This window comes from Amorphus suaedae (genome assembly GCF_053629675.1).
The window spans coordinates 1,062,562-1,086,236 of the sequence record NZ_JBRJIT010000001.1 but is presented as its reverse complement, the minus strand read 5'-3'; the positions used below and the strand labels follow the sequence as shown (position 1 = coordinate 1,086,236).

Sequence of the window (23,675 nt, the reverse complement as noted above, 5' to 3'; positions counted from 1 at the left end):
CCACGCGCACGAATCGTCATGTAGGATTGCTAGCGTCTGGTCGAGCCGAAGGCTGTCCGAGGGCTTTCGCAGGTCCGTATCCAGGCCGCCGCGACACGCGATGGTTCAGGCATTGAACGCGTGTTCCCCGGTGGAGCCGAAGGAGTGGTGTGTTGATGATCAAGTGTCTTGTCGCCGGCCTTGGGGCCGGCTTTCTCTTGTCGACCGCGGCGCAGGCCGCGGATCTGCCGGTCGCGCCGGAGCCGATCGACTACGTGCGCGTCTGCGATGCGTTCGGCGCCGGCTTCTACTACATCCCGGGCACGGACACGTGCATCTCCGTCCGCGGTCGAATCCGCACCGAGTACCGCTACTTCGCCAGCGAGTACGCCGATCACGCGCGCGACTACAATTCCACGAGCTTCCGGGCCCGCGGGTACATCTACATGGACTCGCGCACCAACACCGAGTTCGGCCTGCTGCGCGCCTACAACGAGGTGCGCCTGACCATCGACAGCCCCGGGTCCACGAGCCTCTCGCTGGAGCATGCCTTCGTGCAGTTCGGCGGCTTCACCTTCGGCAAGACGCAGTCGTTCTACGACTTCCTGGAGTACACGACCTTCGCCTTCGCCTGGGTCCCGAGCGTCGACGACACCAAGACGGCCGTCGCCGCCTACACCTATGCCTTCGGCAACGGCGTCTCCAGCACGCTGGCCATCGAGACGAGCGACGTCCGCCGCACCGGGATCGGCGGCTACGCGCCGGACTACGGCGGCACCAAGTATCCCGACCTCGTCGCCAACGTCCGGATCGACCAGGGATGGGGCTCCGCCCAGGTGATGGGTGCGCTGCACCAGGTCTGGCCGGGCTACAATGCGTTGGGCGCGACGCCCGACAGCGAACTCGGCTGGGTTGCGGGCGCCGGTGCGACCGTCAATCTGCCGTTCGGATCGGGCGCCAGCATCAACTTCCAGGGCAGCTACTCCCAGGGAGCGGTCGACTACGTGTCGTCTCAGCCCCAGAGCCCGACCGGCGACGTCTATGACGCCTACCTCAATTCGGCCGGCGATCTGGACCTCTCCACCGCCTGGTCGTTGTCCGGCGGCTTCGCGTTCGACCTGACGCCCAGCGTCGCGGCGCACGTGATGGGTGGCTACCTGGACTTCCAGAACGATGCCTGGGCCGATGGCGACTTCAAGAACTACGACCTGCAGGGCAACCTGACCTGGTCGCCGGTGGCCGGCCTGCTGCTGGGTGTGGAGGTCGACTACCGCTACGTGGACGCATCGTCGTCCCTCTACGAGGACGGCAGCGTCTGGGCGGGGGACTTCCGGGTTCAGCGCACCTTCTGAGGGCGGCGCTCCCTTCTTTCCTGACGTCTGAACGCTTGCGAAAGGGCGAGGGGCCAACCCCCTCGCCCTTTTGTCATGAGTCGGACCCTCGCGTGGCCAGACCGGGCCTTCGCGTGGTCAAAGTACGGCAAGTTGGTGGCAGGAACTCAAAGAGACGTCTGGACAGAAAAATATTCCATCGTCGATATTTGCAGTATTCGATGTCTGACCGCGTTTCCGTTTGCTGGTCGGAAATCATATGAATCTCTCGGATTCGCTTGGGAATCCGCGTGTCTGCGTGCTCTCGGAAATTCCAACCGGTTTTTGGATATATTTTCCGACCGTCATCTAGAATTTACTGTGATATTTTGGTCATAGGCGACTTCGACATCTTCGATACAGTTTTGGGCGACCGGGCCGGTGAATGCCCGGCAGGGGCGCGTACGTCGCGCCTCTAAGGAGTGGCGGCCCATCGCGGTGGGCCATGCGTAACTGGTCAACGTCCCGGTCAGGGACGGAGCTTGGAGTTCCCAATCATGTTGAAACGCATCCTTCTGGGTGCCGCGGGTGGTCTTCTGGCGGTTCCGGCCGCCTATGCGGCCGACCTGCCGGTGGCCCCTGAACCCCTCGACTACGTCCGCGTCTGCGACGCCTTCGGTGCGGGCTTCTATTATATCCCCGGTACCGACACCTGCCTGTCGGTCCGCGGCCGTGTCCGCGCCGAGTATCGCATCGGCGAGAGCGAGCTGGCGCAGAACTACGGTGCCCACTGGCGGGACATGAACTCGTCGCAGTTCCGTTCGCGCGGCTACATCTACATGGACTCGCGCACGAACACCGAATACGGCCTGCTGCGCGCGTACAACGAAATCTGGGTGACCTACGATTCCTCCGGCCTGTTCGGCTTCAACGGGAACGGCGGCGGCTCCTCGCTCACGCTCTGGAACTCGTTCGTCCAGTTCGGCGGCTTCACCTTCGGTCGCACCCAGTCGTTCTACGACTTCGTTTCCTACCCGACCTGGGCTTCGGTGTTCACGCCGCAGCTCTCCGACCAGCGCCAGAACCTTGCCGCCTACACGTTTGCGTTCGGCAACGGCTTCTCGACCTCGCTGTCGGTGGAAAGCGCCGACGATCGCCGCAGCGACATCGAAGGCTGGGGCTATGGCGGCACCAAGTACCCGGACCTGGTTGCGAACCTTCGCATCGACCAGGGGTGGGGTTCCGCCCAGCTCATGGGTGCCCTGCACCAGGTCTGGCCGGCGTACAACTCCGTCGGCACGACGCCGGATAGCGAAGTCGGCTGGGCCGTCGGCGGTGGCGTGAAGGTGAACCTGCCGTTCGTGGCGGGCGCCACGGTCAACCTGCAGGGTGCGTACACGAAGGGCGCCTACGCCTACGCGACCTCCAGCTCCACCGGTCCGGGCAATGCGTTCGGCTACACCGGCGGCAACGGCGGATACGACGCCGCGCTGGATTCGACGGGTGATCTGGAGCTCTCCGAAGCGTGGACCGTTTCGGGTGGTTTCGGCTTCGCCGTCACGCCGACCCTGCAGGTCGCGGTTGCGGGTGGCTACCTCGACTACTCCAACGACGCCAATCCGCTGAACGACTTCAAGAACTACGATGCCCAGGGCCAGATCGTCTGGTCGCCGGTCGAAGGCCTGATCATGGGCCCGGCCATCGAGTATCGCTACGTGGACGCCGACGACAGCGTCTACGAGGACGGCAGCATCTGGACCGGTCTCTTCCGCGTCCAGCGCACGTTCTAAGTCGCAAGGGCTTTGGGCCGTACGGTCCAAAGCCCGGCGGACCTGACGTCCGACCTTCTGGAGCGGGGTGTGCCGGCAACCACCCGGTCATCCCGCTTCAAGGGGCCATCTCCATGGTGCCGCGCCCAGCGCCACCGACCCGGGAGCCCCGCCGCCTCCCTCCCTTCCATCCGCGGCGCAAGCCCGGACCGATCCGCGTCCGCACCAAGACGCGCCGGGATTCGGCCTTACGAGAGGGCTGTTGACGCGAGTCAGCGAAACCGCGTGCAAATGCGCCACACCTCTCGCCGAACGCCCTGCGGCCGATGACATTTCCGGCCATCCTTTATTGATTATTAAGAGAATCTGAGGTCGGAACCGTTCGAATCGCGGTTTCCGAGGGCCTCCGGCACCCCGATTGTGTCGTCGATGCAACAGCGGTTTCCAAATGCGGGTCGGGAAAGGCTCCGAACGCATGGTTGCGATTGAACCGGCAGGCCTAATCGATATGGTCACCCTGCAACCGGTCGCTGGCCGGGAGTGACTTGGGAGCCGACAACGAAACACGAAGTTTCAACAACGGTAACTCGGGTCGATCAGGGATAGGCCGATTGAAACCAACGGCCGCAGTCTTTGGGTCAATTAGGTCAGTCTCTTATCTGACAAGCTTGGAGGTCAGGACATGAATATGAAGAGCATTCTCTTCGGTACCGCTGCCGGCGTGCTGGCAGTTACTGGGGCCCAGGCCGCCGATCTGCCGGTCGCTCCGGAGCCGATCGATTACGTCCGCGTCTGCGACGCGTTCGGTGCGGGCTTCTACTACATCCCGGGCACCGACACCTGCCTTTCGGTTCGTGGTCGTGTTCGTGCTGAATACCGCTACGGCAACTCGAATGCGGCTGGTCACTATCGTGACACGAACAACACCCAGTTCCGTGCCCGCGGCTACATCTACATGGACTCGCGCACCAACACCGAGTTCGGCCTGCTGCGTGCCTACAACGAATTCTGGATCACCTATGACTCCCCGGGTGGTTCGACCGGCCTGACCCTCTGGAACTCGTTCATCCAGTTCGGCGGCTTCACCTTCGGTCGTACGCAGTCGTTCTACGACTTCGTGGCTTACCCGACCTGGGCGTTCTTCTACACCCCGCAGGTCTCCGACCAGCGTCAGAACCTCGCCGCTTACACCTTCGCGTTCGGCAACGGCTTCTCCGCCTCGCTGTCGCTGGAAAGCGCCGAAGAGCGTCGCACGGACATCGGTGGCTATGCCCCGGGTTACGGCGGAACGAAGTACCCGGATCTGGTCGCGAACCTTCGCATCGACCAGGGGTGGGGTTCTGCTCAGGTCATGGGTGCTCTGCACCAGGTGTGGCCGGGCTACAACTCCTTCGGCACCACGCCGGATAGCGAAGTCGGCTACGGCGTCGGCGGTGGCGTGAAGTTCAACCTGCCGTTCGGCGCTGGCGTGACCGCCAACCTGTCGGGTGCCTACACCCGCGGTGCCGTTGCTTACGCCTCGTCCTCCACGACGTTCCCGACGGGTTCGTTCGTTGACGCGGTGCTTGATGCCTCGGGCGACCTCGAGCTCTCCTCCGCTTGGAGCGTGTCGGGTGGCTTCGGCTTCAACTTCACGCCGTCGGTCGGTGCCGCCATCCAGGCTGGTTACCTCGACTACCAGAACGACGCTGCCTCGGGTCTCGACTTCAAGAACTACGACCTTCAGGGCAACGTCACCTGGACCCCGGTTTCGGGTCTCCTCCTGGGCGTCGAAGTCGACTACCGCTACCTCGACGCCAAGCCGGCTTCGGGCGTGGACGACGACAGCTACTGGGTTGGTGCCTTCCGCGTGCAGCGCACCTTCTAATACCGGTTGATCTTCGGATCTTCCTGAGGGACCCGGCGGGCAACCGCCGGGTCCTTTCTTTTGTGCGGGTGGATCCCGCTTCCGGCGCACACCGATCGCGGCTGTTCCGCCGATCGAACGTCGCCACCGCCTTCCGCCTCGGCTCCCTCTCGGGAGCCATTTGCGTTTTTGGGGGGCCGTACGACCGCCCGAAACGCGGTCTCTCGGCCCGCGACGGGGCAACCGTCGGGCCTTTTGTGCCGCCGCGCGCCCTGAGAGCGCGGCCTCGGGGGCGAAACCGGGGCAACTTCGGTGAATATCTCGCGCTCGGGAGGGTGCGGGCCGTCCAAATTTGGCTGCACTTCGAAAGGGTCTAGGATAGGGTCCCGTTCAAGTTCGGCAGTGGTTCAGCTGGGGAGTGGTCTCATGTTTCGTTGGGTGGTCGCGGCGATCGTCACCATCGTGGTCCTGGTCGTCGTCGGGTCGGTGGGGGATCGGGCCGCGACCGATACGGAGCTCGCCGTCCGGGTCGGCGACCGGCTTGCCGCCGAGGGCATCGGCTGGGTCGAGACCGAGGTGACGGGCCGCGACGTGCGGCTCTCCGGCGGGGCCGCCTCGCGGGAGGAGCATGACAAGGCGCTCACGGTGGTGCGGTCGACGCCCGGCGTGCGCGAGGTCACCGACGAGACCGAGGTTCTGGCCGCCGCGTCACCCTATGGCTTCGCCATCGCACGCGACGGCGACCGCACGATCGTGCGGGGTTATCTCCCGAGCACGCCGGCAGTGACGCGAATCAAGGAAGAACTGGCGTCGACCTTCCCGTCGGGACTGGACGATTCCGGGCTGTCGGCGGCGAGCGGCGCGCCGGCCGGTTTCGAGACGGCTGCCGAGACGACCATCAGCGCGGCCGAGCTTCTCTCCTCCGGCACGGCGTCGATCGACGGTACGGTCGTGAAGGTGGAAGGTGTCGCCAACGACGAAGACGACTACGAGGCGCTCACCGGCGGCGGCGGCATCACGGTCCCGCAGGGCTACACCCTGGCCTCGGAGAACGTGACCAAGCCCGACGCGGCCGCGGCCGGCGACGGTGGCACCCCGTCCGGGGAAGCCGCGCCTGCCTCGCAGTAGGTTCCGTGCCCCGACTTCGGGAGCAAAACGCTTTCTGGATCAATGGATTGGGGCGGCTTTCTGGGCCGCCCTTTTTTATTGCCTCTGAGGGCCGTTCAGTCGCTGAACCGTGGCGGCCAGCGCCGTTCGTCGGCGGCCATGAGGAACTCGGCGATCCGCTGCTGGGTCGGGATGTCCCAGAGAAGCGGCGCATGGCCCTGATCCGGCACCAGGTGCGGGCTCAGCCTCGGATGGGACTGTCGCATCGCCTCGAGCGTTGCCGTGGACAGGATGTCGGAGAGGCCGCCGCGGATCACCATGACGGGCACCGCGCGCAGCGCGTAGAAGGCCGGCCAGAGATCCGGGAGCGGCGAATCGGGGCTGAATGCCTCGAATGCCTGTTTCATCGCCGGGTCGTAGTCGTAGACCGGACGCCCGTCGTCTTCGCGGAAGACCTGGCCGGCAAAGCGCCGCCATTCATCCTCCGCCAGCGTCGGGAAGGCGGTCGATTGCGAGGCCTTCAGGGCGGCGATCGCCTCGTCCCAGTCGGCCGGGCTTTCTTCGCCCACGTAGCCGGCGATCCGGGCAAGGCCCTCGCGGGTGATGCGGGGACCGATGTCGTTGAGGACCGCTGCCGTCATGCGGTCGATGGCGGTCACGGCCATGCCCATCATCACCAGGCCGCCCCGCGACGTGCCGATGAAGGCGGCCTTGGTGATGCCGGCGGCGTCAAGCCCCCGGAGCGTGTCGTCCAGCTCGGTCTGCGGCGTGTAGGTCTGCCAGGAGGCATAGCCGGAGCGTCCGCGACCACGGAAATCCATGGCGATGACCCGACGGGCGCGGGGGGCGCGCTGAGAGAGGTAGCGGGCCAGCAGATCGAAGTCGCGGCTGTTGCGCGTCAGCCCCGGCAGGCAGACCACCGGCGGCAGGGTCGTTGCCCGCGTCGGTGCATAGTCGCGCGCGAACAGGGGCGTTCCGTCGCCGCCGGACCAGGTGAGTTCGGTCCATGCACCCTTGCTCGGGTCGCTCGTCATCGCCGCGTCTCCGTCAGGGGCAGGACCCGCTAGGGGATATGGTCGGTGATCAGGTGATCGCAGAAAGGCCGGCGTTGTCAAAGCCCATCCGGGCAGATTGTGCCTGGCCGGGAGCGCCCGGCGAACCGCGCGGCGGGCCCGTCGCCCCGCGCCTTCGCCGATCGGCCTGTGGTGTCTCTCGGCCAGGAAATGTCTTTTAAATCAATGCCATGTCGGGCGCGTTTGCCGTTCGGGTGGGTGCCGTCTGCGCGGCAGGACGGCCTAGCCCGGCCGGCCGCGCTTCAGATCTTCGCTGATGGTCAGACGTCCGCTTCCGAGACGCTCGCGATAGACCTGCACGTTCTCCATGACGCGCTGAACATAGTTGCGCGTCTCGGTGAACGGGATCGATTCGACCCAGTCGATGGCGTCGACGCGCGGGTCGCGCGGGTCGCCGAAGCGGCGGACCCACTCGTAGGCGCGGCTGCGTCCCGCGTTGTAGGCGGCGAAGGTCAGCACGTAGGAGCCGTTGAACTCGTCGATCAGCTCCTGCAGGTGCGCGGCGCCGAGCGTCGCGTTGTAGGAGGCGTCGCTGGTGAGCTTGCTCGGCTGGTAGGCAAGCCCGAGATTGCGGGCCGTGGCCTTCGCCGTTCCCGGCATGAGCTGGAGCAGGCCCAGCGCGCCCGCGGGGCTCACGGCGCCGGTGTTGAAGGTGCTCTCCTGGCGCGCGATCGAATAGACCACGGCGCGGTCGAGCCCGGCCGGCATGCGGGTCGACTGTGGGATGCCCTCGATGGGGAAGGCAAGGCCGCCGACATCGAGACCCCGGTTCAGCCCTTCCTTGGAGACCAGCAGCGCCACGTGGGGCAGCCCGGCACGGTTGGCGAGTTCGGACAGCAGGGCGATCTGGCCCGGCGTCGTCAGCGTTTCCGACAGATTGTCGAACAGCGGCCACGTGCGGTGGGCATGGCCGGTGGCGATGAGCCGGTTGATCGCCACGACCTGGTCGTTGCGCGTGAAGGCCGCGGTGTCGCCGATGCTGGCGTGCGCCGGACGGCCGACGCCGGCCGTGTTCTGGCCGAGCTTCTCGCGGGCGAGCTGGCCGTAATAGGTCATGCCGTAGCGGCCCGCCTTCTGGTAGTAGGAGCGCGCGCGACCGCCGTTTCCGGCGGCTTCCGCCGCGCGGCCCTGCCAGTAGTAGGCGCGGGAGAGGGTGATCGGCGTGGTGCCGAGCTTCTCGATGCGGTCGAAATGGGCGGCAGCCCGGCGCGGATCGTTCAGGTAGCGCAGCGCGTACCAGCCGGCGTGGAATTCGGCCTCCGCCTCGAAGCGGGGCGATTCGGCGGAATGCGCGGCGACGAGCGCGTAGGCCGTGCGCGGGTCGCCTTCCTCGATGAGCCCGCGCGACACGATGCGCCGCTCCACCCACCATTCGTCGGGATTGATCAGGGCGGACTGGCTGCGGGGCGACCTCTGCAGCAGCGCAGCCGCCTCGCGGTAGTTCTCCTGGCGCCGGTTGTAGGCGATCTGGGCAAACATGTAGCCCGGCCGGTTGCGGGCCGAGCCCGGCACGCGGGAGAGCTTCGCCGCGGCATCCCCGGCGCTGCGGGCAACCGCCGCGCGCGCGTCGATGTAGGCGCGATCCCCGTCGGACACGTACGGCTTCAGCGCTTCCGCTTCGCTCAGCTGGTCGCGGTAGAGAAGCATCTCGGCGCGCTGCATGTGATCGTCGGCCCGCAGCAGGCCCGAGAACTCGCTCAGGATCTGCTTCTGGTAGCCGCTGCTCATCCGCTTGTCGTGCCAGACCGGCCGGATGACACTCGCCGCCCGTCCGCTGTCGCCCGTTGCCAACAGGGCCCGTGCGTAGATGATGGCGCCAGGCGTCGAGATCGGCGGCGAAGACGAGAACGTGCGGATGACCTCGTTGGCCGGCGGCTTCTCGCGATAGAGCGCTTCTTCGGCGTTCGAGCGGATGAGGTCCGGCTCGGGCCAGCCGGGCGCCGATGCGGCGTACTCCGCGATCATCCCGGAGGTCACCTCGGGCGACCCTGAGCGGGCGAGGGCGAAGTCGACGATTTTCCGGTCGAGCGGATCGGACAGGCCGTTGCGATAGGCGAAGGTGGTCGAATAGTCGTCGCGGCGCAGCGCGTCGAGGGCGTCCTTGAGCGTTCCCGACTTGCGGGCGTAGGCCGAGAACGACGGGCTGGTGGCCACCGTCGGCGCGCCGGTGCGCGCCGCGGTGGAGGCGGGCGCCGGCGGGGCCGCGGCTGCGACGGGCGCGGACTGGGCGGCCGGAGCGCTGGCGAAAGCGGAGCCGCCCCCGCCGGAGCGCAGCGGGCGTGCCTTCGGAACCGGCGCCTGGGCAAGGATGATGGATGCGGGCGCGTCGGTGCGCGGCCTCGACGCCGCCGGCGCGGCCGCGTCGTCGCGCGCCGGATTCGCCGCAGGAATGCCCGCGGTCAACGTGACCGGCTGGCGCGGCGCGAGCGCCTGCGAGGACGCGAGCGGCATCATGCCGAGCGGCGCCGCCACCGGCGCTTCCATCCCGACCGCAGTCGTCGCTGCCGCCGCTGCCAGCGAGATCCGCCACGTTCTTGAAAACTGCATGCCAAACCTGTTTGTCGGCGCCCCGCACCCACTTTAGCAGCGATTGTACCGCGTCAACCTGACAACCTGGTGAGGTCGCGGTCGCTGCCGGAGTCTCACCTTCTCCTATGCGAAGGTGGTGAAAATTCCGTATCCGGAGAAAAAGACCGCGGGTCGAAATCGACCCAATCGCGTGCTTGTGAGCGGAGGGTCGCGCGACTATTCTCCCGGCTCTTTCCGGCGATCCGCCGGTCCCGTCCCAGAAGACACCTCAAGGGTGCCCCCATGTTGCAAGGTTCCATCGTCGCGCTGATCACACCGGTTCGGGACGGAGCCGTGGACGAGAAAGCGTTTCAGGACCTGGTCGAGTGGCAGATCGCGGAGGGCACCCATGGCCTCGTGCCGGTCGGCACGACCGGTGAGTCGCCGACGCTCTCCCACGCCGAGCACAAGCGCGTGGTCAGCCTCTGCATCGAGTCGGCGGCCGGTCGTGTGCCCGTGGTCGCGGGGGCGGGGTCCAACAACACCGCCGAGGCGATCGAGCTTGCCCGGTATGCGGAGAAGGCCGGCGCCGACGCGCTGCTGGTCGTGACCCCTTACTACAACAAGCCGAACCAGGCCGGGCTCTACGCGCACTTCAAGGCGATCGACGCGGCCGTCGGGATTCCGATCCTGATCTACAACATCCCCGGCCGCTCGGTGATCGACATGACGCCGGAGACCATGGCGCGGCTCTACAAGGACTGCCGCAACATCGTCGGCGTGAAGGACGCCACCGCGAACATGGCGAAGGCCAGCCTTCAGCGCGCGGCGTGCGGGCCGGACTTCATCCAGCTCTCCGGCGAGGACGCGACGGCGCTCGGCTTCAACGCCCACGGCGGCACCGGCTGCATCTCGGTGACGGCGAACGTCGCGCCGAAGCTGTGTTCGGCCTTCCAGACCGCGTGCTTGGCCGGCGACTACGCGGAGGCGCTTCGGCTCCAGGACCTGCTGATGCCGCTGCATCAGGCGCTGTTCCTTGAACCGAACCCGACCGGCACCAAATACGCTCTTTCGGTGCTTGGACGCTGCGCCAACGAACTCCGCCTGCCGCTCGTGCCGGTGGAGCCGCAGACGGCCAAGGCGATCGACGCGGCCATGGCCCACGCCGGGATCGTCTAGCGCGTCCGGGCGTCCTTAGCGCCGGCGGCCGCCTTCGGACGGCGAGCCGGTATCGGTTTCCCTTCGACGGGATGTGTTCAATGATTGCCGGGGGCGCGGGCGCGCCCCCGTTCGCGGGAGTGTCGACATGAATACGAAGAAGAAGGGGCACGACCCGAGCACGAAGCCTGTGGCCGAAAACCGCAAGGCGCGCTTCAACTATGAAATCACCGAGACCTTCGAGGCCGGCATCCAGCTGCAGGGCACCGAGGTCAAGTCGCTGCGCCAGGGGCGCAGTAACATCTCGGAGGCTTATGCCGCCGAGTACGGTGGCGAGATGTATCTCTACAACGCCTACATCCCGGAATATCTGCAGGCGAACCAGTTCAATCACGAGACCCGCCGGCCGCGGAAGCTGCTGCTGCACAAGCGCGAGATCGCCAAGTTCGCCGGGGCCGTGCAGAAGGACGGCATGTCGCTGGTGCCGCTGCGCGTCTTCTTCAACGCGCGCGGCTTCGCCAAGGTCCTCATGGGGCTGGGTCGGGGCAAGAAGACCCACGACAAGCGCGAGACCGAGAAGGAGCGGAGCTGGAACCGCGAGAAGGGCCGGCTGCTGCGCGAAAAGGGCTGATTCGCCCGATCACCCGCCGCCGGACAGCGCCCGCCGTTCCGCCTCGAGCTCCGCGCGCCACGGAAACACCGCGCCCGGGCGGCGGCAGACATAGGCCGCCACGTCCTGCGCGGTCTCCAGTGCCGCACCGAGGCTCGCTTTGTCGAGGCCGGCGAGGCCCTCCGCGGTCACCGCGCCCATCTCCCACAACCGTGCCAGCAGTCCCGTCATGAACGCATCTCCGGCGCCGACGGGATCCTTCAGGGCGACGCGCGGCGCTGGCAGGCGCAGGTGGTGCGACCGGGTCGCCGCGATCACGCCGTCGCCTCCGAGCGTCACGATGCCGAGCGGGACGCCGGCGGTCCGCCAGCGTTCGAGGAAGGTCTCGGGCGGCGTTCCGGGCTCCAGGAAGGCGAGATCCGCATCGCTCGCCTTGACGATGGTGGCGACCGCGACCAGCCGGTCGAGACGCGCCCGGTAGGCGGCGAGGTCCGACACGCTCGGCGGCCGCACGTTGAAGTCCAGCGAGATCGAGACGCCGTCGGAGGCGGCCTTCACGAACGCCTCGATGGCCGCGCCGCCCGGCTCCAGCGACAGGATGGCCGAGCCGGTGTGCAGCACGCGGGCGCCTTCGGGAAGCCGGCCGCTGGCGGCTGGATCGAACGTGCTCATGATGCGGCCGGCATCGACGATCTGGAAATGCGGCTCGGGTCCGGACAGGTCCACGAAGGCCAGCGGCGAGGGGCGGGGGCCACGGGCGAGGCAGTCCAGCGCCACCCCGGCGGCCTCGAGCTCCCTGGCGAACCATTCGCCGAACGGATCCGTCGACAGTTCCCAGAAATAGGCGGCGGGCACGCCCAGCCGGCCGAGGCCGAGTGCGACGTTGAACAGTGAGCCGCCGAGAACCGGCCGGAAGAGCCGCTGCCCCTCGGGATCGGTTTCGGGGAGGAAGTCCACCACCGCTTCGCCGCAGGTCACGATCATGGCGTCGAGGCTTGCTCCGTTTTCAGCCGACCTTCGACCCGCACATGCGGTTGCCGTTGCGTCGGCGAAGGTCGCGAGACTATAGACCGCACTGATGGCCGCAACCGACACCCCCAATGCGATTTCCCCGCTGATCGCGGCGTTTCACGCCCGCTCGCCGATCCGTGCCTGGTCGCTGATGATCACCATCTACGGGGATGCCGTGGCGCCGCGCGGCGGCGAGCTGTGGCTCGGCACGCTGTCGCGGATCGTCGAGGCGATCGGCATCGACGACCGGCTGGTGCGCACCGCCATGTCGCGGCTTGCCGGCGAGGGCTGGCTGGAGCGCACCCGCATCGGCCGCAAGAGCTTCTACCGGCTGTCCGACGGCGGGAGCCGGGCCTTCGCCGACGCCACCCGCCGGATCTACTTCGCCGCGCCGCCCGACTGGGCCGGCAACTGGCGTCTGGCGATCCTCACCGCCTCCGGCGAGATCCGCACCGCCCAGCGCGACATGCTGAAGGGGCACGGGTTCGGCCAGCTGTCGCCGACCGTGTTCCTGGCTCCGGCGACCGCGGACGGTGACCTGTTCTCCGGCAACGCGCCCGCCTTCGCCGGCATCGTCTGGATGGATGCCGCCGGCAGTGCCGCCGACGCCCAGGTGCTGGCCGGCGAGGCGTTCCAGCTGCAGGCGGTGGCGAGCGGCTATCGGCGCTTCGTCGAGGTCTTCTCGGCGCTCGATGCGGCGCTGGAGCGGGGGGAGCCGCTCGCCGACCTCGACCGGCTGGTCGCCCGCATCCTGCTCATCCACGAATTCCGCCGCCTGGTGCTGCGCGACCCGCTGCTTCCCGGTGCGCTCCTGCCGGAAGACTGGCCCGGCCATGCCGCCCGGGCGCTTGCCGCACGGATCTATCGCCGGCTGGTGGAGGGTTCGGAGCGCTGGCTCGACCAGCACGGCGAGTGCGTCGACGGTCCACTGCCCCCGCCAGAACCTGATTTCTACAAGCGATTCCAGGATCTTAAGAAGCCGTCCGCAGAACCCGCGCGCTAGGGTCGCACGCGGAAGAGGAGGTCTGTTGCACCGCAATATGTGACAGAAAACGACTTGACGAAGGAGCTTTCTGTCACATATAATCGTTCCAGATAGGACGCCGATGGTGGACCCTCGTCCGCAGGCGGAACCGTCAGGGAGGTCTTTGGCATGTACACCCAGGCACTCAACAACCTCGACATCGAGACCGGCACCGACGACGCCGCGCTGGAAGCCCGCTTCCAGAAGCGCGTGGACGACGAGGAGCGGATCGAGCCGAACGACTGGATGCCGGAGGGGTACCGCAAGACGCTGGCCCGCCAGATCGCCCAGCACGCCCATTCCGAGATCGTCGGGATGCTGCCGGAGGGCAACTGGATCACCCGCGCGCCGACGCTGCGCCGCAAGGCCGCGCTGCTCGCCAAGGTTCAGGACGAGGGCGGCCACGGCCTCTATCTCTACGCCGCTGCCGAGACGCTCGGCAAAAGCCGCGAGGAGATGGTCGAGGAGCTGCTGTCGGGCAAGGCCAAATACTCGTCCATCTTCAACTATCCGACGCTGACCTGGGCCGACATCGGCGCGGTCGGCTGGCTGGTGGACGGCGCGGCGATCATGAACCAGATCCCGCTCTGTCGCTGCTCCTATGGCCCGTATTCCCGCGCGATGATCCGCGTCTGCAAGGAAGAGAGCTTCCATCAGCGCCAGGGCTACGAGCTGATGATCTCGCTCGCCAAGGGCACGCCCGAGCAGAAGGAAATGGCCCAGGACGCGCTGAACCGCTGGTGGTGGCCGTCGCTGATGATGTTCGGCCCGCCGGACGGCGAGTCGATCCACTCGGGCAAGTCGATGGCGTGGAAGATCAAGCGCTTCACCAACGACGAGCTGCGCCAGAAGTTCATCGACGCCACGGTGCCGCAGGCCCACTTCCTCGGCCTCGAGATCCCGGATCCCGAGCTGAAGTTCAACGAGGAAACCGGTCACTGGGACATCGGCGAGATCGACTGGGAGGAGTTCCAGCAGGTCGTCGCCGGCAACGGCCCGTGCAATCGCCAGCGGCTCAAGCAGCGCCGCGCGGCCCACGACAACGGTGCCTGGGTGCGCGAGGCCGCGATGGCCTATGGCGACAAGCGTCGCGCCCGCAAGGCCGCCGCTGCGGCAGCGACCGAGAAGCAGGCGGCCTGATCGGCCGGGGCAGTCCGCGCCGCCACGTTCACTGGTTCTGAAAGGGCAGCCCGAGCGAGGGCGCCCAGGAGACATCGTCATGGCTGAGAAGAAGATCCCGCTCTGGGAAGTGTTCATCCGCTCCCGCAACGGCATGGCCCACCGGCACGTCGGTTCGGTGCACGCCGCCGACGCCGAGATGGCGCTGCAGGCCGCCCGCGACGTCTACACGCGCCGCAGCGAGGGCCTGTCGATCTGGGTGGTGCCGTCCACCGAGATCATCGCGTCCGATCCGGACGACAAGGGCATGCTGTTCGAGCCCACCGGCTCCAAGATCTACCGCCACCCGACCTTCTACGAGATCCCGGAAGAAGTCGGAAACATGTGACGGACGACCGCTTGCACCGCGTCGAAGACGGTGGAAGCGGGGAGGAGACCACGATGACCACCCTTCATATCGACGACGCCTCGCCGCTCGTCCTCTACACCCTGCGGCTCGCGGACAACGCGCTGGTGCTTGGCCACCGCATCTCCGAATGGTGCGGCCATGCGCCGATGCTGGAGGAGGACATCGCGCTGACCAACGTCGCGCTCGACCTCATCGGCCAGGCGCGCGCGCTCTATGCCTACGCCAGCGAGGCGGAGGGCAAGGGGCGCGACGAGGACCAGTTTGCCTACCTGCGCGACGCCGAGGGCTTCCGCAACGTGCTGCTGGTGGAGCAGCCGAACGGCGATTTCGCCGTCACCATCATGCGGCAGTTCCTCTATTCGGCGTTCATGCTGCCCTACTGGCGCAAGCTGATGGGCTCCAAGGACGAAACGCTGGCCGCGATCGCCGCCAAGGCCGAGAAGGAGGTCGCCTACCACGTCCGCCACTCGGCCGAATGGGTGATCCGCCTGGGCGACGGCACCGACGAAAGCCACGAGAAGATCGCCTCGGCGCTCGAGGACCTGTGGATGTACACGGGCGAGATGTTCGAGGTCGACGACGCCGACCGGGCGCTGATCGAGCGCGGCATCGCGGTCGATCCGGCGGCCCTCAAGGCCGAATGGGAGGCCGCCATCGATGCGGTCTTCGCCGAGGCCGGCCTCACCCGGCCTGCGGGCGGATGGATGCAGACGGGCGGCCGCGGCGGCCGTCATTCCGAGCATCTGGGCCTCATCCTGGCCGACCTGCAGTTCCTGCAGCGCGCCTATCCGGGCGCGAGCTGGTAGGGCGGGAGGCCGCGACATGGCGAGCGGACCGATGACTGCCGATCGCACGGAGCTCGAGCGCCGCGCCTGGGGCGCCGCCTCGACGGTGACCGATCCGGAGATTCCGGTGCTGACGATCGCCGATCTCGGCGTCCTGCGCGGCGTTCGCGTCGACGGCGAGGGTGCCGTCGTCGCCGACATCACGCCCACCTATTCGGGCTGCCCGGCGATGAACATGATCGCGATCAACGTCGATGTCGCGTTGCGCAACGCCGGCTTCTCCGACGTGAAGGTCAACACCGTGCTGTCGCCGGCCTGGACCACCGACTGGCTGACCGACGAGGGCCGGGCGAAGCTGAAGGACTACGGCATCGCGCCGCCGTCCGGGCAGACCGGCCGCCACGCGCTGTTCGGCGAGGACGAGGTCGCGTGCCCGCGCTGCGGGTCGCATGAGACCGAGCGGCTCGCCGAGTTCGGCTCCACCGCCTGCAAGGCGCTGTGGCGCTGCACCAGCTGCGGCGAACCGTTCGACTACTTCAAGTGCCACTGAGGCTTCGCTGAGGCCCGGGACGGGCCGGAACAGGCTTCCGTCCGGCCTTGCGCTGACAACAGATCGAGATCCGCGCGCTCCGACGTGCGCCGCGGGCAGGGGAGAAACCGGGAATGTCGCCTCGCTTCCACACGCTGACCGTCAAGGACGTCCGCCGCGAAACCCCCGACGCGGTGTCGATCGCGTTCGACGTTCCGTCCGATCTCCAGGACGCCTACCACTACGAGCCGGGCCAGTACCTGACGCTCAAGACCGACATCGACGGCGCGGAAGTGCGCCGATCCTATTCGATCTGCTCCGGTGTCGACGACGGCGAGATCCGCGTCGCGGTGAAGAAGGTCGATGGCGGGACGTTCTCCACGTTCGCCAACGACGGTCTCGCCGCCGGCACCAACCTCGACGTGATGACGCCCATGGGCCGCTTTGTGGTGCCGGTCGATCCGTCCCAGTCGAAAGTCTACGTGGCGATTGCCGCCGGCTCGGGCATCACGCCGATCATGGCGCAGATCAAGACCATCCTCGCCCGCGAGCCGAAGAGCCGCTTCTTCCTGTTCTACGGCAACCGCTCCGCCCAGAGCATCCTGTTCAAGGACGAGATCGAGGACCTGAAGGACCGCTTCCTGGACCGCCTGTCGGTGGTCCACGTGCTGTCCGGCGAGGCGCAGGACGTGCCGATCCTTTCCGGCCGCCTGGACCCGGAGAAGGTGAGGGCGTTCCTCACCCACGTCATGCCGGCCGCCGAAGTCGACCATTTCCTGGTGTGCGGCCCGGGGCTGATGATCGAGGGCGCGCGCAAGGTCCTCGCCGACATGCACGTGCCGGAAGACAAGCTGCATGTGGAGCTGTTCACGCCGGCCGGCAGCGAGATCACGTCCGCGCCGCCGGTCCGCAAGACGCCGGTCGAGGACACGGCCGAATCGGCCTCCGCCGACGTCATCGTCGACGGAACCACCACCACGCTGTCGGTGAAAGACGGTGAAACGATAATTGATGCCGCAATTCGGGCAGGTCTGGACCTCCCATATTCGTGCAAGGGCGGCATGTGCTGCACCTGCCGGGCCAAGGTTCTGGAAGGCTCGGTGACGATGGATCTCAATTATTCTCTAGAGCCTTGGGAGCTTGAGGCGGGTTTCGTGCTGACCTGCCAGTCGCACCCGACGACGCCGAAGGTGGTGCTCGACTACGACGCCATGTGAGCGAACGTGGCGAGAAGGCGGCGAAAGCGGGGCGGGCCGGACGGGCTGCCCTCTCCCCGTCCGCGAAAGCCTGTGTTAGGCACCGCACCATGGTTAGTCCCCTACGCGCCGGCGTCGTGGGCGTCGGCTACTTCGGCCGCTTCCACGCTCGCCATTATGCGCTCAACCCTGATGTGACCCTGGCCGCCGTCGTAGACGCCGATCGCACCCGTGCGCAGGCGATCGCCGACGAGCATGGCTGCGAGGTCTTCACCGATCCCGCCGACCTCGTCGGCCGCGTCGACATGGTCTCGATCGCGGTGCCGACGCCGTACCATCACCGGACGGCGCGCATGCTGCTGTCCGCGGGTATCCACTGCCTGATCGAGAAGCCCATCACCTCGACGCTTGAGGAGGCCGACGATCTGATCGCGCTCGCCGATGCGCGCGGCCTGGTTCTGCAGGTCGGGCATATCGAGCGGTTTTCCGCGGTCTACCGCGCGCTGGCCGCGCGCGTGCGCAAGCCGCTCTTCATCGAGAGCGTGCGCACCGGCCCGGTGCGCGAGCGCGCCAACGACGTCGACGTGGTGCTGGACCTGATGATCCACGACATCGACATCGTTGCGGGGCTGGCGGGCGCACCCATCGAGAGCATCGAGGCGGTCGGCACACCGGTGGTCAATCCGACCTCCGACATCGCCAATGCGCGCCTGACCTTCGCCAACGGCGTCGTCGCGACCGTGACGGCCAACCGGATCGGCGAGAAGGTGGAGCGCATCACCCGGGTCTTCGAACAGGACCGCTACACGGTCTGCGATTTCGGCCAGTCGGCGATCTTCGAGTTCGACCGCACCGGCGACCTGAAGACCGACGGCCTCGCCGCCGTGCGCACCCAGGCCCACGAGATCGAGCGCGAAGACAGCCTCGCCAACGAGATCGCCCACTTCGTGGACTGCGTGCGGACAGGCGCACGCCCGATGGTCGACGGCCGCGTCGGACGCGAGGCGCTCGAAATCGCCCAGGGCGTGATGGAGAGCGTCGAGGGACGTCTCGGCCGCTTCGCCCTGCCGGGCCACACCCCGCCGCCGGTCGATGGCCGGTCGGCGCCGGAGATTCTCTAGAGCCCCAGTCGCCCGGGTGGGATCACCAGGGCGGCCGGACAAGGCTCCGGACCCAATGCCAAGAGCAGGCCGGACGGCGCGATGGTCGCGCCGGATCCGAGCCTGAAGCCCCGTGTTCTTGCGCCCTTTCGCATTATCCGGCGTCTGGGCCTGTGAAGGAGGATAGGTTGTTGCGTAGCAGTGAAGCTGTCGTCGCCGCGTCTGCCCCGGTCCGCTCCGTGCCGCTGTTCGACCTGAAGCGCCAGCAGGCGCGTCTGAGGGCGGACATCGACACTCGCATTTCCCGGGTGCTCGACCATGGCCAGTTCATCCTCGGCCCGGAGGTCGACGCGCTGGAGCGCGAACTGGCCGGCTTCGCCGGCGCCCGCCACTGCATCGCCGTCTCCTCCGGCCGCGACGCCCTCATCATGGCGCTGATGGCGCTGGGAGCAGGACCGGGCGACGCGGTCTTCGTGCCGGCCTTCACCTTCTCCGCCACCGCCGGCGTCGTCGCCTCGGTCGGCGCCTCGCCGGTCTTCGTCGATGTGGACGAGGCGACCTTCAACATGAACCCGGCGGCGCTCGACGCCGTGGTGAGCCAGGTCGTCGCCGACGGCATGCTGCGGCCGCTCGCGGTCATGCCGGTCGATCTCTACGGCCGGCCGGCCGACTATCCGGCGATTTCCGAGGTCGCGGCCCGCCACAACCTTCAGGTCGTCGCCGACGCCGCCCAGAGCTTCGGCGGCAGCCTCGGCGAGACCTCGGTCGGCGCGCTGGCGCCGATCTCGTGCACGAGCTTCTATCCGACCAAGCCGCTGGGTGCCTTCGGCGACGGCGGCGCGGTCTTCACCGAGGACGACCAGCTGGCGGAGGCCGTCAGCCAGATCCGCACCCATGGCCGTCAGGGCGACGGCGACGAGGCCCTTCGCCTCGGCATGACCGGCCGCCTCGACACCATCCAGGCCGCGGTCCTGCAGGCCAAGCTCTCGGTGTTCGCCGACGAGCTTACGCGCCGCCAGGAAGTCGCCGAGCGCTACAACGCGGCGCTCGCCGATGCCGTCGCCACGCCGATGAACGAGCAGGGGGTCGGCTCCGCCTGGGCGCTTTATACCGTCCGGCTGCCGAACCGCGACGCCGTGCGCGCGACGCTCCAGGCCGACGGCGTCTCGACGGCGCTGTTCTACCGCATTCCGCTCAACCGGCACCCGGCCTTCGCCAAGTACCTGACGGGCCGCGAGGACCTGCCGGTGTCGGAGCGCCTCGCGTCCGAGGTGCTCAGCCTGCCGATGGGCCCGGACATCACCGACGACGAGGTCGACTACGTGATCGAGCGCCTGCTCGCCGCCGTCGCCTGACCCAATCTGATCGACGTGCTCTGCAATCGCCGCGCGGGCCAGCCTGCGCGGCGATTTGCGTTGGCGATCACCATTCCGTGCCGTGGCACGCGATTGTGCCGGCCGGCGCGGGGGATTATGTGTGATGGCAAGCGTTGGCCGGCCGCACGTCCCATGCGCTTCGCCCTGGCCGGCTGACAGAGCCGCTCGCCACCGGTCTTGCCGGCGGCGGGCGCCGGGGCCTTTTCCGATCGGGTGGCGCTGCCGGCCGGCCGGGAGCGGGCTTCGGGTTCACGTGTCTTGAGCCGTTTTCCCACCCGGACCGCTATGGTCCGGACGGGAAATGCTGCAGGCTCGGTTCCAGGAAGCGCGCAACGGACCGGAGACGTCCCCCATGGCTGCCACTCAGACCGCCCCGCTCGAGCTCTACTACTGGCCGACGCCGAACGGCTGGAAGATCACCATCATGCTCGAGGAGCTGGGCGTTCCCTACAACGTCAACTTCGTCAACATCGGAGCCGGCGACCAGTTCAAGCCGGAATTCCTGGCGATCTCGCCGAACAACCGGATGCCCGCCATGGTCGATCCGGAAGGGCCGGACGGCAAGCCGATCTCGATCTTCGAATCGGCGGCGATCCTCATGTATCTCGGCCGCAAGTTCGGGAAGTTCTACCCGGCCGACGAGCGCAAGCGTGTTGCCGTGGAGGAATGGCTGATGTGGCAGATGGGCGGCTTCGGCCCGATGCTCGGCCAGAACCACCACTTCTCCAACTACGCCCCGGAGAAGATTCCCTACGCCATCAAGCGCTACCAGGACGAGACGCATCGCCTCTACGGCGTGCTCAACAAGCGCCTCGAGGGGCGCGATTTCGTCGCCGACGAATACTCGATCGCCGATATGGCGATCGTCGGCTGGGCGCGCTCGTGGAAGAACCAGCACATCGAGATCGACGAGTTCCCCAACGTGAAGCGCTGGTTCGATGCGATGATGGAACGTCCGGCGGTGGCCAAGGCCGTCCTCGTCGGCAAGGAGGAGCGCGAGAAGATGCAGCTCGCCTCCGACAAGAACGCCCAGTCCGTTCTGTTCGGCCAGCGCGCGCGCTGACATTCCCGGAGATCTGCCTGATCCAGACGGCGCCGGACCTTCGGGTTCGGCGCCGTTTTCATGTCGCGCGCCTGTGGGCTCCGTCGAGCGGCAGGCCGCTGCCTGCCCGGCAAGGGCCGCCATCGCGCCGGTTGACGGGTGATGCCCGGGCGTCGTGTAAATGCGACTGGAGGTCAACAGGGCGGCGGGCGACTTCGGATGCAGACGCGTCGGTCCGTTGACCTGATCGCCTTCCAACGGCAGCCAGATTCGGGGCGGACCGCGTGAAGAAAGAGCTCATCGTCAACGTGGCGCTCCCCTACGGCACCTATCTGGTGCTGTCCCATTATTTCGGCCTGTCGACGGTGATGGCGCTGGCGATCGGCGCGCTGTTTCCGGTTGCCTCGATCATCGTGACGGCGCTCGCCGAGCAGCGTGTACAGGCGATCGGCATCATCGTCCTGGCGGCGACCGGTGCGTCGATCCTCGGATCGTTCGTTCTCGACGATCCGGTGCTGCTCCTTGCCAAGGGCTCGCTGATCACCGGGATCGTCGGCCTCGTCTTCGGCGTCTCCCTCATGCTGAAGCGCCCGCTGGTCTATTACATCGCCACCTCCGACAGCGCCGAGGCGCGGAGCGAGGGCGAGGTGCTGTGGGAGATCGAGCCGCGCTACCGCCGGGCGATGCGCACGCTCACGTTGGCCTGGACGATCGCGCTCTTCGTCGAGGCAATCGTCCGGCTGATCCTCATTCCGCTGCTGCCCCTGGAGGTCTTCCTGCCGGTCAGCGAGACCATGTGGATCGCCGTGTTCGGGCTGATGACGGCGTGGAGCTGGCGCTACGGGCGCCGCGTGATCGGCCCGATCATGGCGGAGCGGGGCGTAGGCACGCCCCCGGGCGACGCCGCGACGTCCACCCACCCCTGAATGGGACTTCCGAAGGTCGGTCGTTGCGAACGGCTCGATGTACGCGCGGTTCTGCGCGTGAGATGATCGGTCGCCGGAAGAAGGGCGGATTCGCAGGGAAGGGACGAGGACATGATCAGGGAGTTTCGGGACTTTATTGCCAAGGGCAACGTCATGGACCTTGCCGTCGGCATCATCATTGGCGCCGCGTTCACAGCGATCGTGCAGAGCCTGGTGAACGACCTGATCAACCCGGTGATCGGACTGATCATCGGCGGCATAGATTTCACGTCGATGTACGTCGTCCTGTCCGGCGACGTGCCGGCGGGCTCCAGCCTCGAGGCGGCCCGCGAAAGCGGCGCGGCGATCTTCGCCTACGGCGCGTTCCTGACGGCCTGCATCAACTTCCTGATCATCGCGTTCGTCGTCTTCATGCTGGTCAAGGCGGTGAACCGCATCCGCGCCGAGGCGGAACGTCCCAACGACGTCGAGCCGTCGGTGAAGACCGGCCCGTCGCAGCTCGACGTTCTCATCGATATCCGCGACCAGCTGAAGTCGCGCCCGGCTCCGTAGCCGGTCGCCTCTGGACGGGCAAGGCCTCCTGATCGCGCCCGTCAGGGGCACACCGCCGGCCGATGTGCCCCGGGTTAGCCGGCCGCCAGCCGCCGCTCGATGACGCGGGCGAGGATCGAGGCGCCAACGGGCAGGATGCCGTCGTCCAGGATGAACGCCGGATTGTGCAGGGGCACGTCGCCGGCGTGGCCGACCCAGCAGTAGGCGCCGGGCACCATCCGCAGCATGTCGGCGAAGTCCTCGCTGCCCATGACCGGCCGCGGCGTGGTGTCGACACCGTCCGTGCCGACCACGTCGCCGATGGCCTCGGCCAGCGCGTCGGTCTCGTCCGGGTGGTTCTCCAGCACCGTGAACACGTCCCGGACGTCCACCTCGATCGCCACGTCGAAGCTCAGGGCGAAGCCCTCGCACATCCGGGCAAGCCGGCCCCGCACGAGGTCGCCGACGGCATCGTCGAAGTAGCGGATCGTGCCGGCAAGCAGGGCTTCCTCGGGGATGACGTTGTAGGCCGTTCCCGCCATGATTTTGGTGATGGAGAGGACCGCGGCCTTCAGCGGGTCGACGTTCCGGCTGACGATGCTCTGCAGGCTCTGGGCGAGTGCGGTCGCGACGACCACGGGGTCCTTCGCATCGTGCGGGCGTGCCGCATGGCTGCCGCGGGCCCGGATGCGGATGTCGAAGAACGACGCCCCGGCCATCGCCTTGCCGGGAAACACCGAGACCTGGCCCGGCGGCAGGTCGGGCGCGTTGTGCAGCCCGTAGACCTCGTCGCACGCGAAGCGGTCGAACAGCCCGTCGGCGATCATCGCCCGGGCGCCGCCCAGCCCTTCCTCGGCCGGCTGGAAGATGAACACCGCCGTGCCGGAGAAATCCCGCGTCTCGGCCAGATAGCGCGCCGCGCCCAGCAGCATCGTCGTGTGGCCGTCATGTCCGCAACCGTGGAACCGGCCGGGATTGGTCGAGCTGAACGGCAGGCCGGTCTGCTCGTCCATCGGCAGCGCGTCCATGTCGGCGCGCAGGCCGATCCGGCGGTTTCCCGGATGGCGCCCCTGCAGGATGCCGACCACCCCGGTGCCGCCGATCCCCGTGTGGGTCTCGATGCCCCAGGCCGCAAGGCGCTCCGCTACGATGGCCGAGGTGCGCGTTTCCTCAAAGCCGATCTCGGGATGGGCATGCAGGTCGTGGCGGATGGCGACGAGATCGTCGGTGAAGTCGGAGATGCGGGAAATGACGGTCATGTCCGGGT

22 protein-coding genes are annotated in these 23,675 nt (G+C 67.5%); 18 read left to right on the top strand and 4 right to left on the bottom strand.

Annotation, left to right across the window (positions count from 1 at the left end):
- The first annotated feature begins 155 nt into the window (after nt 1-155).
- The 4 genes from AB7M35_RS04870 (at nt 156) to AB7M35_RS04855 (ending at nt 6,032) form a co-directional block, all read left to right on the top strand.
- On the top strand, nt 156-1,331 hold the full coding sequence (locus tag AB7M35_RS04870) for a porin (RefSeq protein WP_453957711.1): 1,176 nt from the start codon (nt 156-158) through the stop codon (nt 1,329-1,331).
- A 515-nt stretch (nt 1,332-1,846) separates the two neighbouring features.
- Nucleotides 1,847-3,079, top strand: coding sequence for a porin (locus AB7M35_RS04865; RefSeq protein WP_453957710.1), 1,233 nt, complete (start codon nt 1,847-1,849; stop codon nt 3,077-3,079).
- Between the two features lie 661 nt (nt 3,080-3,740).
- On the top strand, nt 3,741-4,925 hold the full coding sequence (locus tag AB7M35_RS04860; protein WP_453957709.1) for a porin: 1,185 nt from the start codon (nt 3,741-3,743) through the stop codon (nt 4,923-4,925).
- Between the two features lie 405 nt (nt 4,926-5,330).
- Nucleotides 5,331-6,032 carry a BON domain-containing protein gene (locus tag AB7M35_RS04855; RefSeq protein ID WP_453957708.1) on the top strand — a complete coding sequence of 234 codons (702 nt, stop codon included), beginning with the start codon at nt 5,331-5,333 and terminating at the stop codon, nt 6,030-6,032.
- A 95-nt stretch (nt 6,033-6,127) separates the two neighbouring features.
- On the opposite strand, the gene AB7M35_RS04850 is transcribed toward AB7M35_RS04855, so the two are convergent.
- Together AB7M35_RS04850 and AB7M35_RS04845 are read right to left on the bottom strand one after the other, a co-directional pair.
- Nucleotides 6,128-7,045 carry an alpha/beta fold hydrolase gene (locus tag AB7M35_RS04850; RefSeq protein WP_453957707.1) on the bottom strand — a complete coding sequence of 306 codons (918 nt, stop codon included), beginning with the start codon at nt 7,043-7,045 and terminating at the stop codon, nt 6,128-6,130.
- 261 nt (nt 7,046-7,306) lie between these two features.
- Nucleotides 7,307-9,238, bottom strand: a complete 1,932-nt coding sequence (locus AB7M35_RS04845) for a lytic transglycosylase domain-containing protein (protein WP_453957706.1) — start codon at nt 9,236-9,238, stop codon at nt 7,307-7,309.
- On the opposite strand from AB7M35_RS04845, the gene AB7M35_RS04840 reads away from it, so the two are divergent.
- From AB7M35_RS04840 to smpB, 3 genes are all read left to right on the top strand, one after another.
- Nucleotides 9,231-9,668: a hypothetical protein gene (locus AB7M35_RS04840; RefSeq protein ID WP_453957705.1), complete on the top strand. Its 438-nt coding sequence runs from the start codon at nt 9,231-9,233 to the stop codon at nt 9,666-9,668. The genes AB7M35_RS04845 and AB7M35_RS04840 overlap by 8 nt on opposite strands.
- Nucleotides 9,669-9,895: 227 nt before the next feature.
- The gene (gene dapA, locus AB7M35_RS04835; protein ID WP_453957704.1) at nt 9,896-10,771 is read left to right on the top strand and encodes a 4-hydroxy-tetrahydrodipicolinate synthase; all 876 of its coding nucleotides are present in this window, start codon (nt 9,896-9,898) and stop codon (nt 10,769-10,771) included.
- Between the two features lie 127 nt (nt 10,772-10,898).
- Nucleotides 10,899-11,381 carry an SsrA-binding protein SmpB gene (gene smpB / locus AB7M35_RS04830; protein ID WP_453957703.1) on the top strand — a complete coding sequence of 161 codons (483 nt, stop codon included), beginning with the start codon at nt 10,899-10,901 and terminating at the stop codon, nt 11,379-11,381.
- 9 nt (nt 11,382-11,390) lie between these two features.
- Here the strand turns inward: smpB and AB7M35_RS04825 are convergent, their stop codons facing one another.
- Nucleotides 11,391-12,344, bottom strand: a complete 954-nt coding sequence (locus tag AB7M35_RS04825; protein ID WP_453957701.1) for a carbohydrate kinase family protein — start codon at nt 12,342-12,344, stop codon at nt 11,391-11,393.
- A gap of 94 nt (nt 12,345-12,438) precedes the next feature.
- Between AB7M35_RS04825 and paaX the strand changes: the two genes are divergently transcribed.
- From paaX to mscL, 11 genes are all read left to right on the top strand, one after another.
- On the top strand, nt 12,439-13,374 hold the full coding sequence (gene paaX / locus AB7M35_RS04820) for a phenylacetic acid degradation operon negative regulatory protein PaaX (protein WP_453957699.1): 936 nt from the start codon (nt 12,439-12,441) through the stop codon (nt 13,372-13,374).
- A 150-nt stretch (nt 13,375-13,524) separates the two neighbouring features.
- The gene (paaA, locus tag AB7M35_RS04815; RefSeq protein ID WP_453957697.1) at nt 13,525-14,535 is read left to right on the top strand and encodes a 1,2-phenylacetyl-CoA epoxidase subunit PaaA; all 1,011 of its coding nucleotides are present in this window, start codon (nt 13,525-13,527) and stop codon (nt 14,533-14,535) included.
- A gap of 79 nt (nt 14,536-14,614) precedes the next feature.
- The gene (gene paaB / locus AB7M35_RS04810) at nt 14,615-14,902 is read left to right on the top strand and encodes a 1,2-phenylacetyl-CoA epoxidase subunit PaaB (RefSeq protein WP_453957695.1); all 288 of its coding nucleotides are present in this window, start codon (nt 14,615-14,617) and stop codon (nt 14,900-14,902) included.
- A 53-nt stretch (nt 14,903-14,955) separates the two neighbouring features.
- Complete coding sequence (paaC, locus tag AB7M35_RS04805; RefSeq protein WP_453957693.1) at nt 14,956-15,729, top strand: 1,2-phenylacetyl-CoA epoxidase subunit PaaC; 774 nt, start codon at nt 14,956-14,958, stop codon at nt 15,727-15,729.
- A 31-nt stretch (nt 15,730-15,760) separates the two neighbouring features.
- A complete protein-coding gene (gene paaD, locus AB7M35_RS04800; protein ID WP_453957691.1) occupies nt 15,761-16,258 on the top strand; it encodes a 1,2-phenylacetyl-CoA epoxidase subunit PaaD in 498 nt (165 codons plus the stop codon).
- A 113-nt stretch (nt 16,259-16,371) separates the two neighbouring features.
- Nucleotides 16,372-17,454, top strand: a complete 1,083-nt coding sequence (gene paaE, locus AB7M35_RS04795; protein WP_453957689.1) for a 1,2-phenylacetyl-CoA epoxidase subunit PaaE — start codon at nt 16,372-16,374, stop codon at nt 17,452-17,454.
- A gap of 89 nt (nt 17,455-17,543) precedes the next feature.
- Nucleotides 17,544-18,554 carry a Gfo/Idh/MocA family protein gene (locus AB7M35_RS04790; protein WP_453957688.1) on the top strand — a complete coding sequence of 337 codons (1,011 nt, stop codon included), beginning with the start codon at nt 17,544-17,546 and terminating at the stop codon, nt 18,552-18,554.
- A gap of 167 nt (nt 18,555-18,721) precedes the next feature.
- Nucleotides 18,722-19,888 carry a DegT/DnrJ/EryC1/StrS family aminotransferase gene (locus tag AB7M35_RS04785; protein ID WP_453957687.1) on the top strand — a complete coding sequence of 389 codons (1,167 nt, stop codon included), beginning with the start codon at nt 18,722-18,724 and terminating at the stop codon, nt 19,886-19,888.
- Between the two features lie 373 nt (nt 19,889-20,261).
- Complete coding sequence (locus AB7M35_RS04780; RefSeq protein WP_453957686.1) at nt 20,262-20,972, top strand: glutathione S-transferase N-terminal domain-containing protein; 711 nt, start codon at nt 20,262-20,264, stop codon at nt 20,970-20,972.
- A 263-nt stretch (nt 20,973-21,235) separates the two neighbouring features.
- A complete protein-coding gene (locus AB7M35_RS04775; protein ID WP_453957685.1) occupies nt 21,236-21,877 on the top strand; it encodes a VC0807 family protein in 642 nt (213 codons plus the stop codon).
- Nucleotides 21,878-21,988: 111 nt separating this feature from the next.
- A complete protein-coding gene (mscL, locus tag AB7M35_RS04770) occupies nt 21,989-22,429 on the top strand; it encodes a large conductance mechanosensitive channel protein MscL (protein WP_453957684.1) in 441 nt (146 codons plus the stop codon).
- Between the two features lie 74 nt (nt 22,430-22,503).
- On the opposite strand, the gene AB7M35_RS04765 is transcribed toward mscL, so the two are convergent.
- Nucleotides 22,504-23,667, bottom strand: coding sequence for a M20 aminoacylase family protein (locus AB7M35_RS04765; RefSeq protein WP_453957683.1), 1,164 nt, complete (start codon nt 23,665-23,667; stop codon nt 22,504-22,506).
- Nucleotides 23,668-23,675 lie beyond the last annotated feature (8 nt).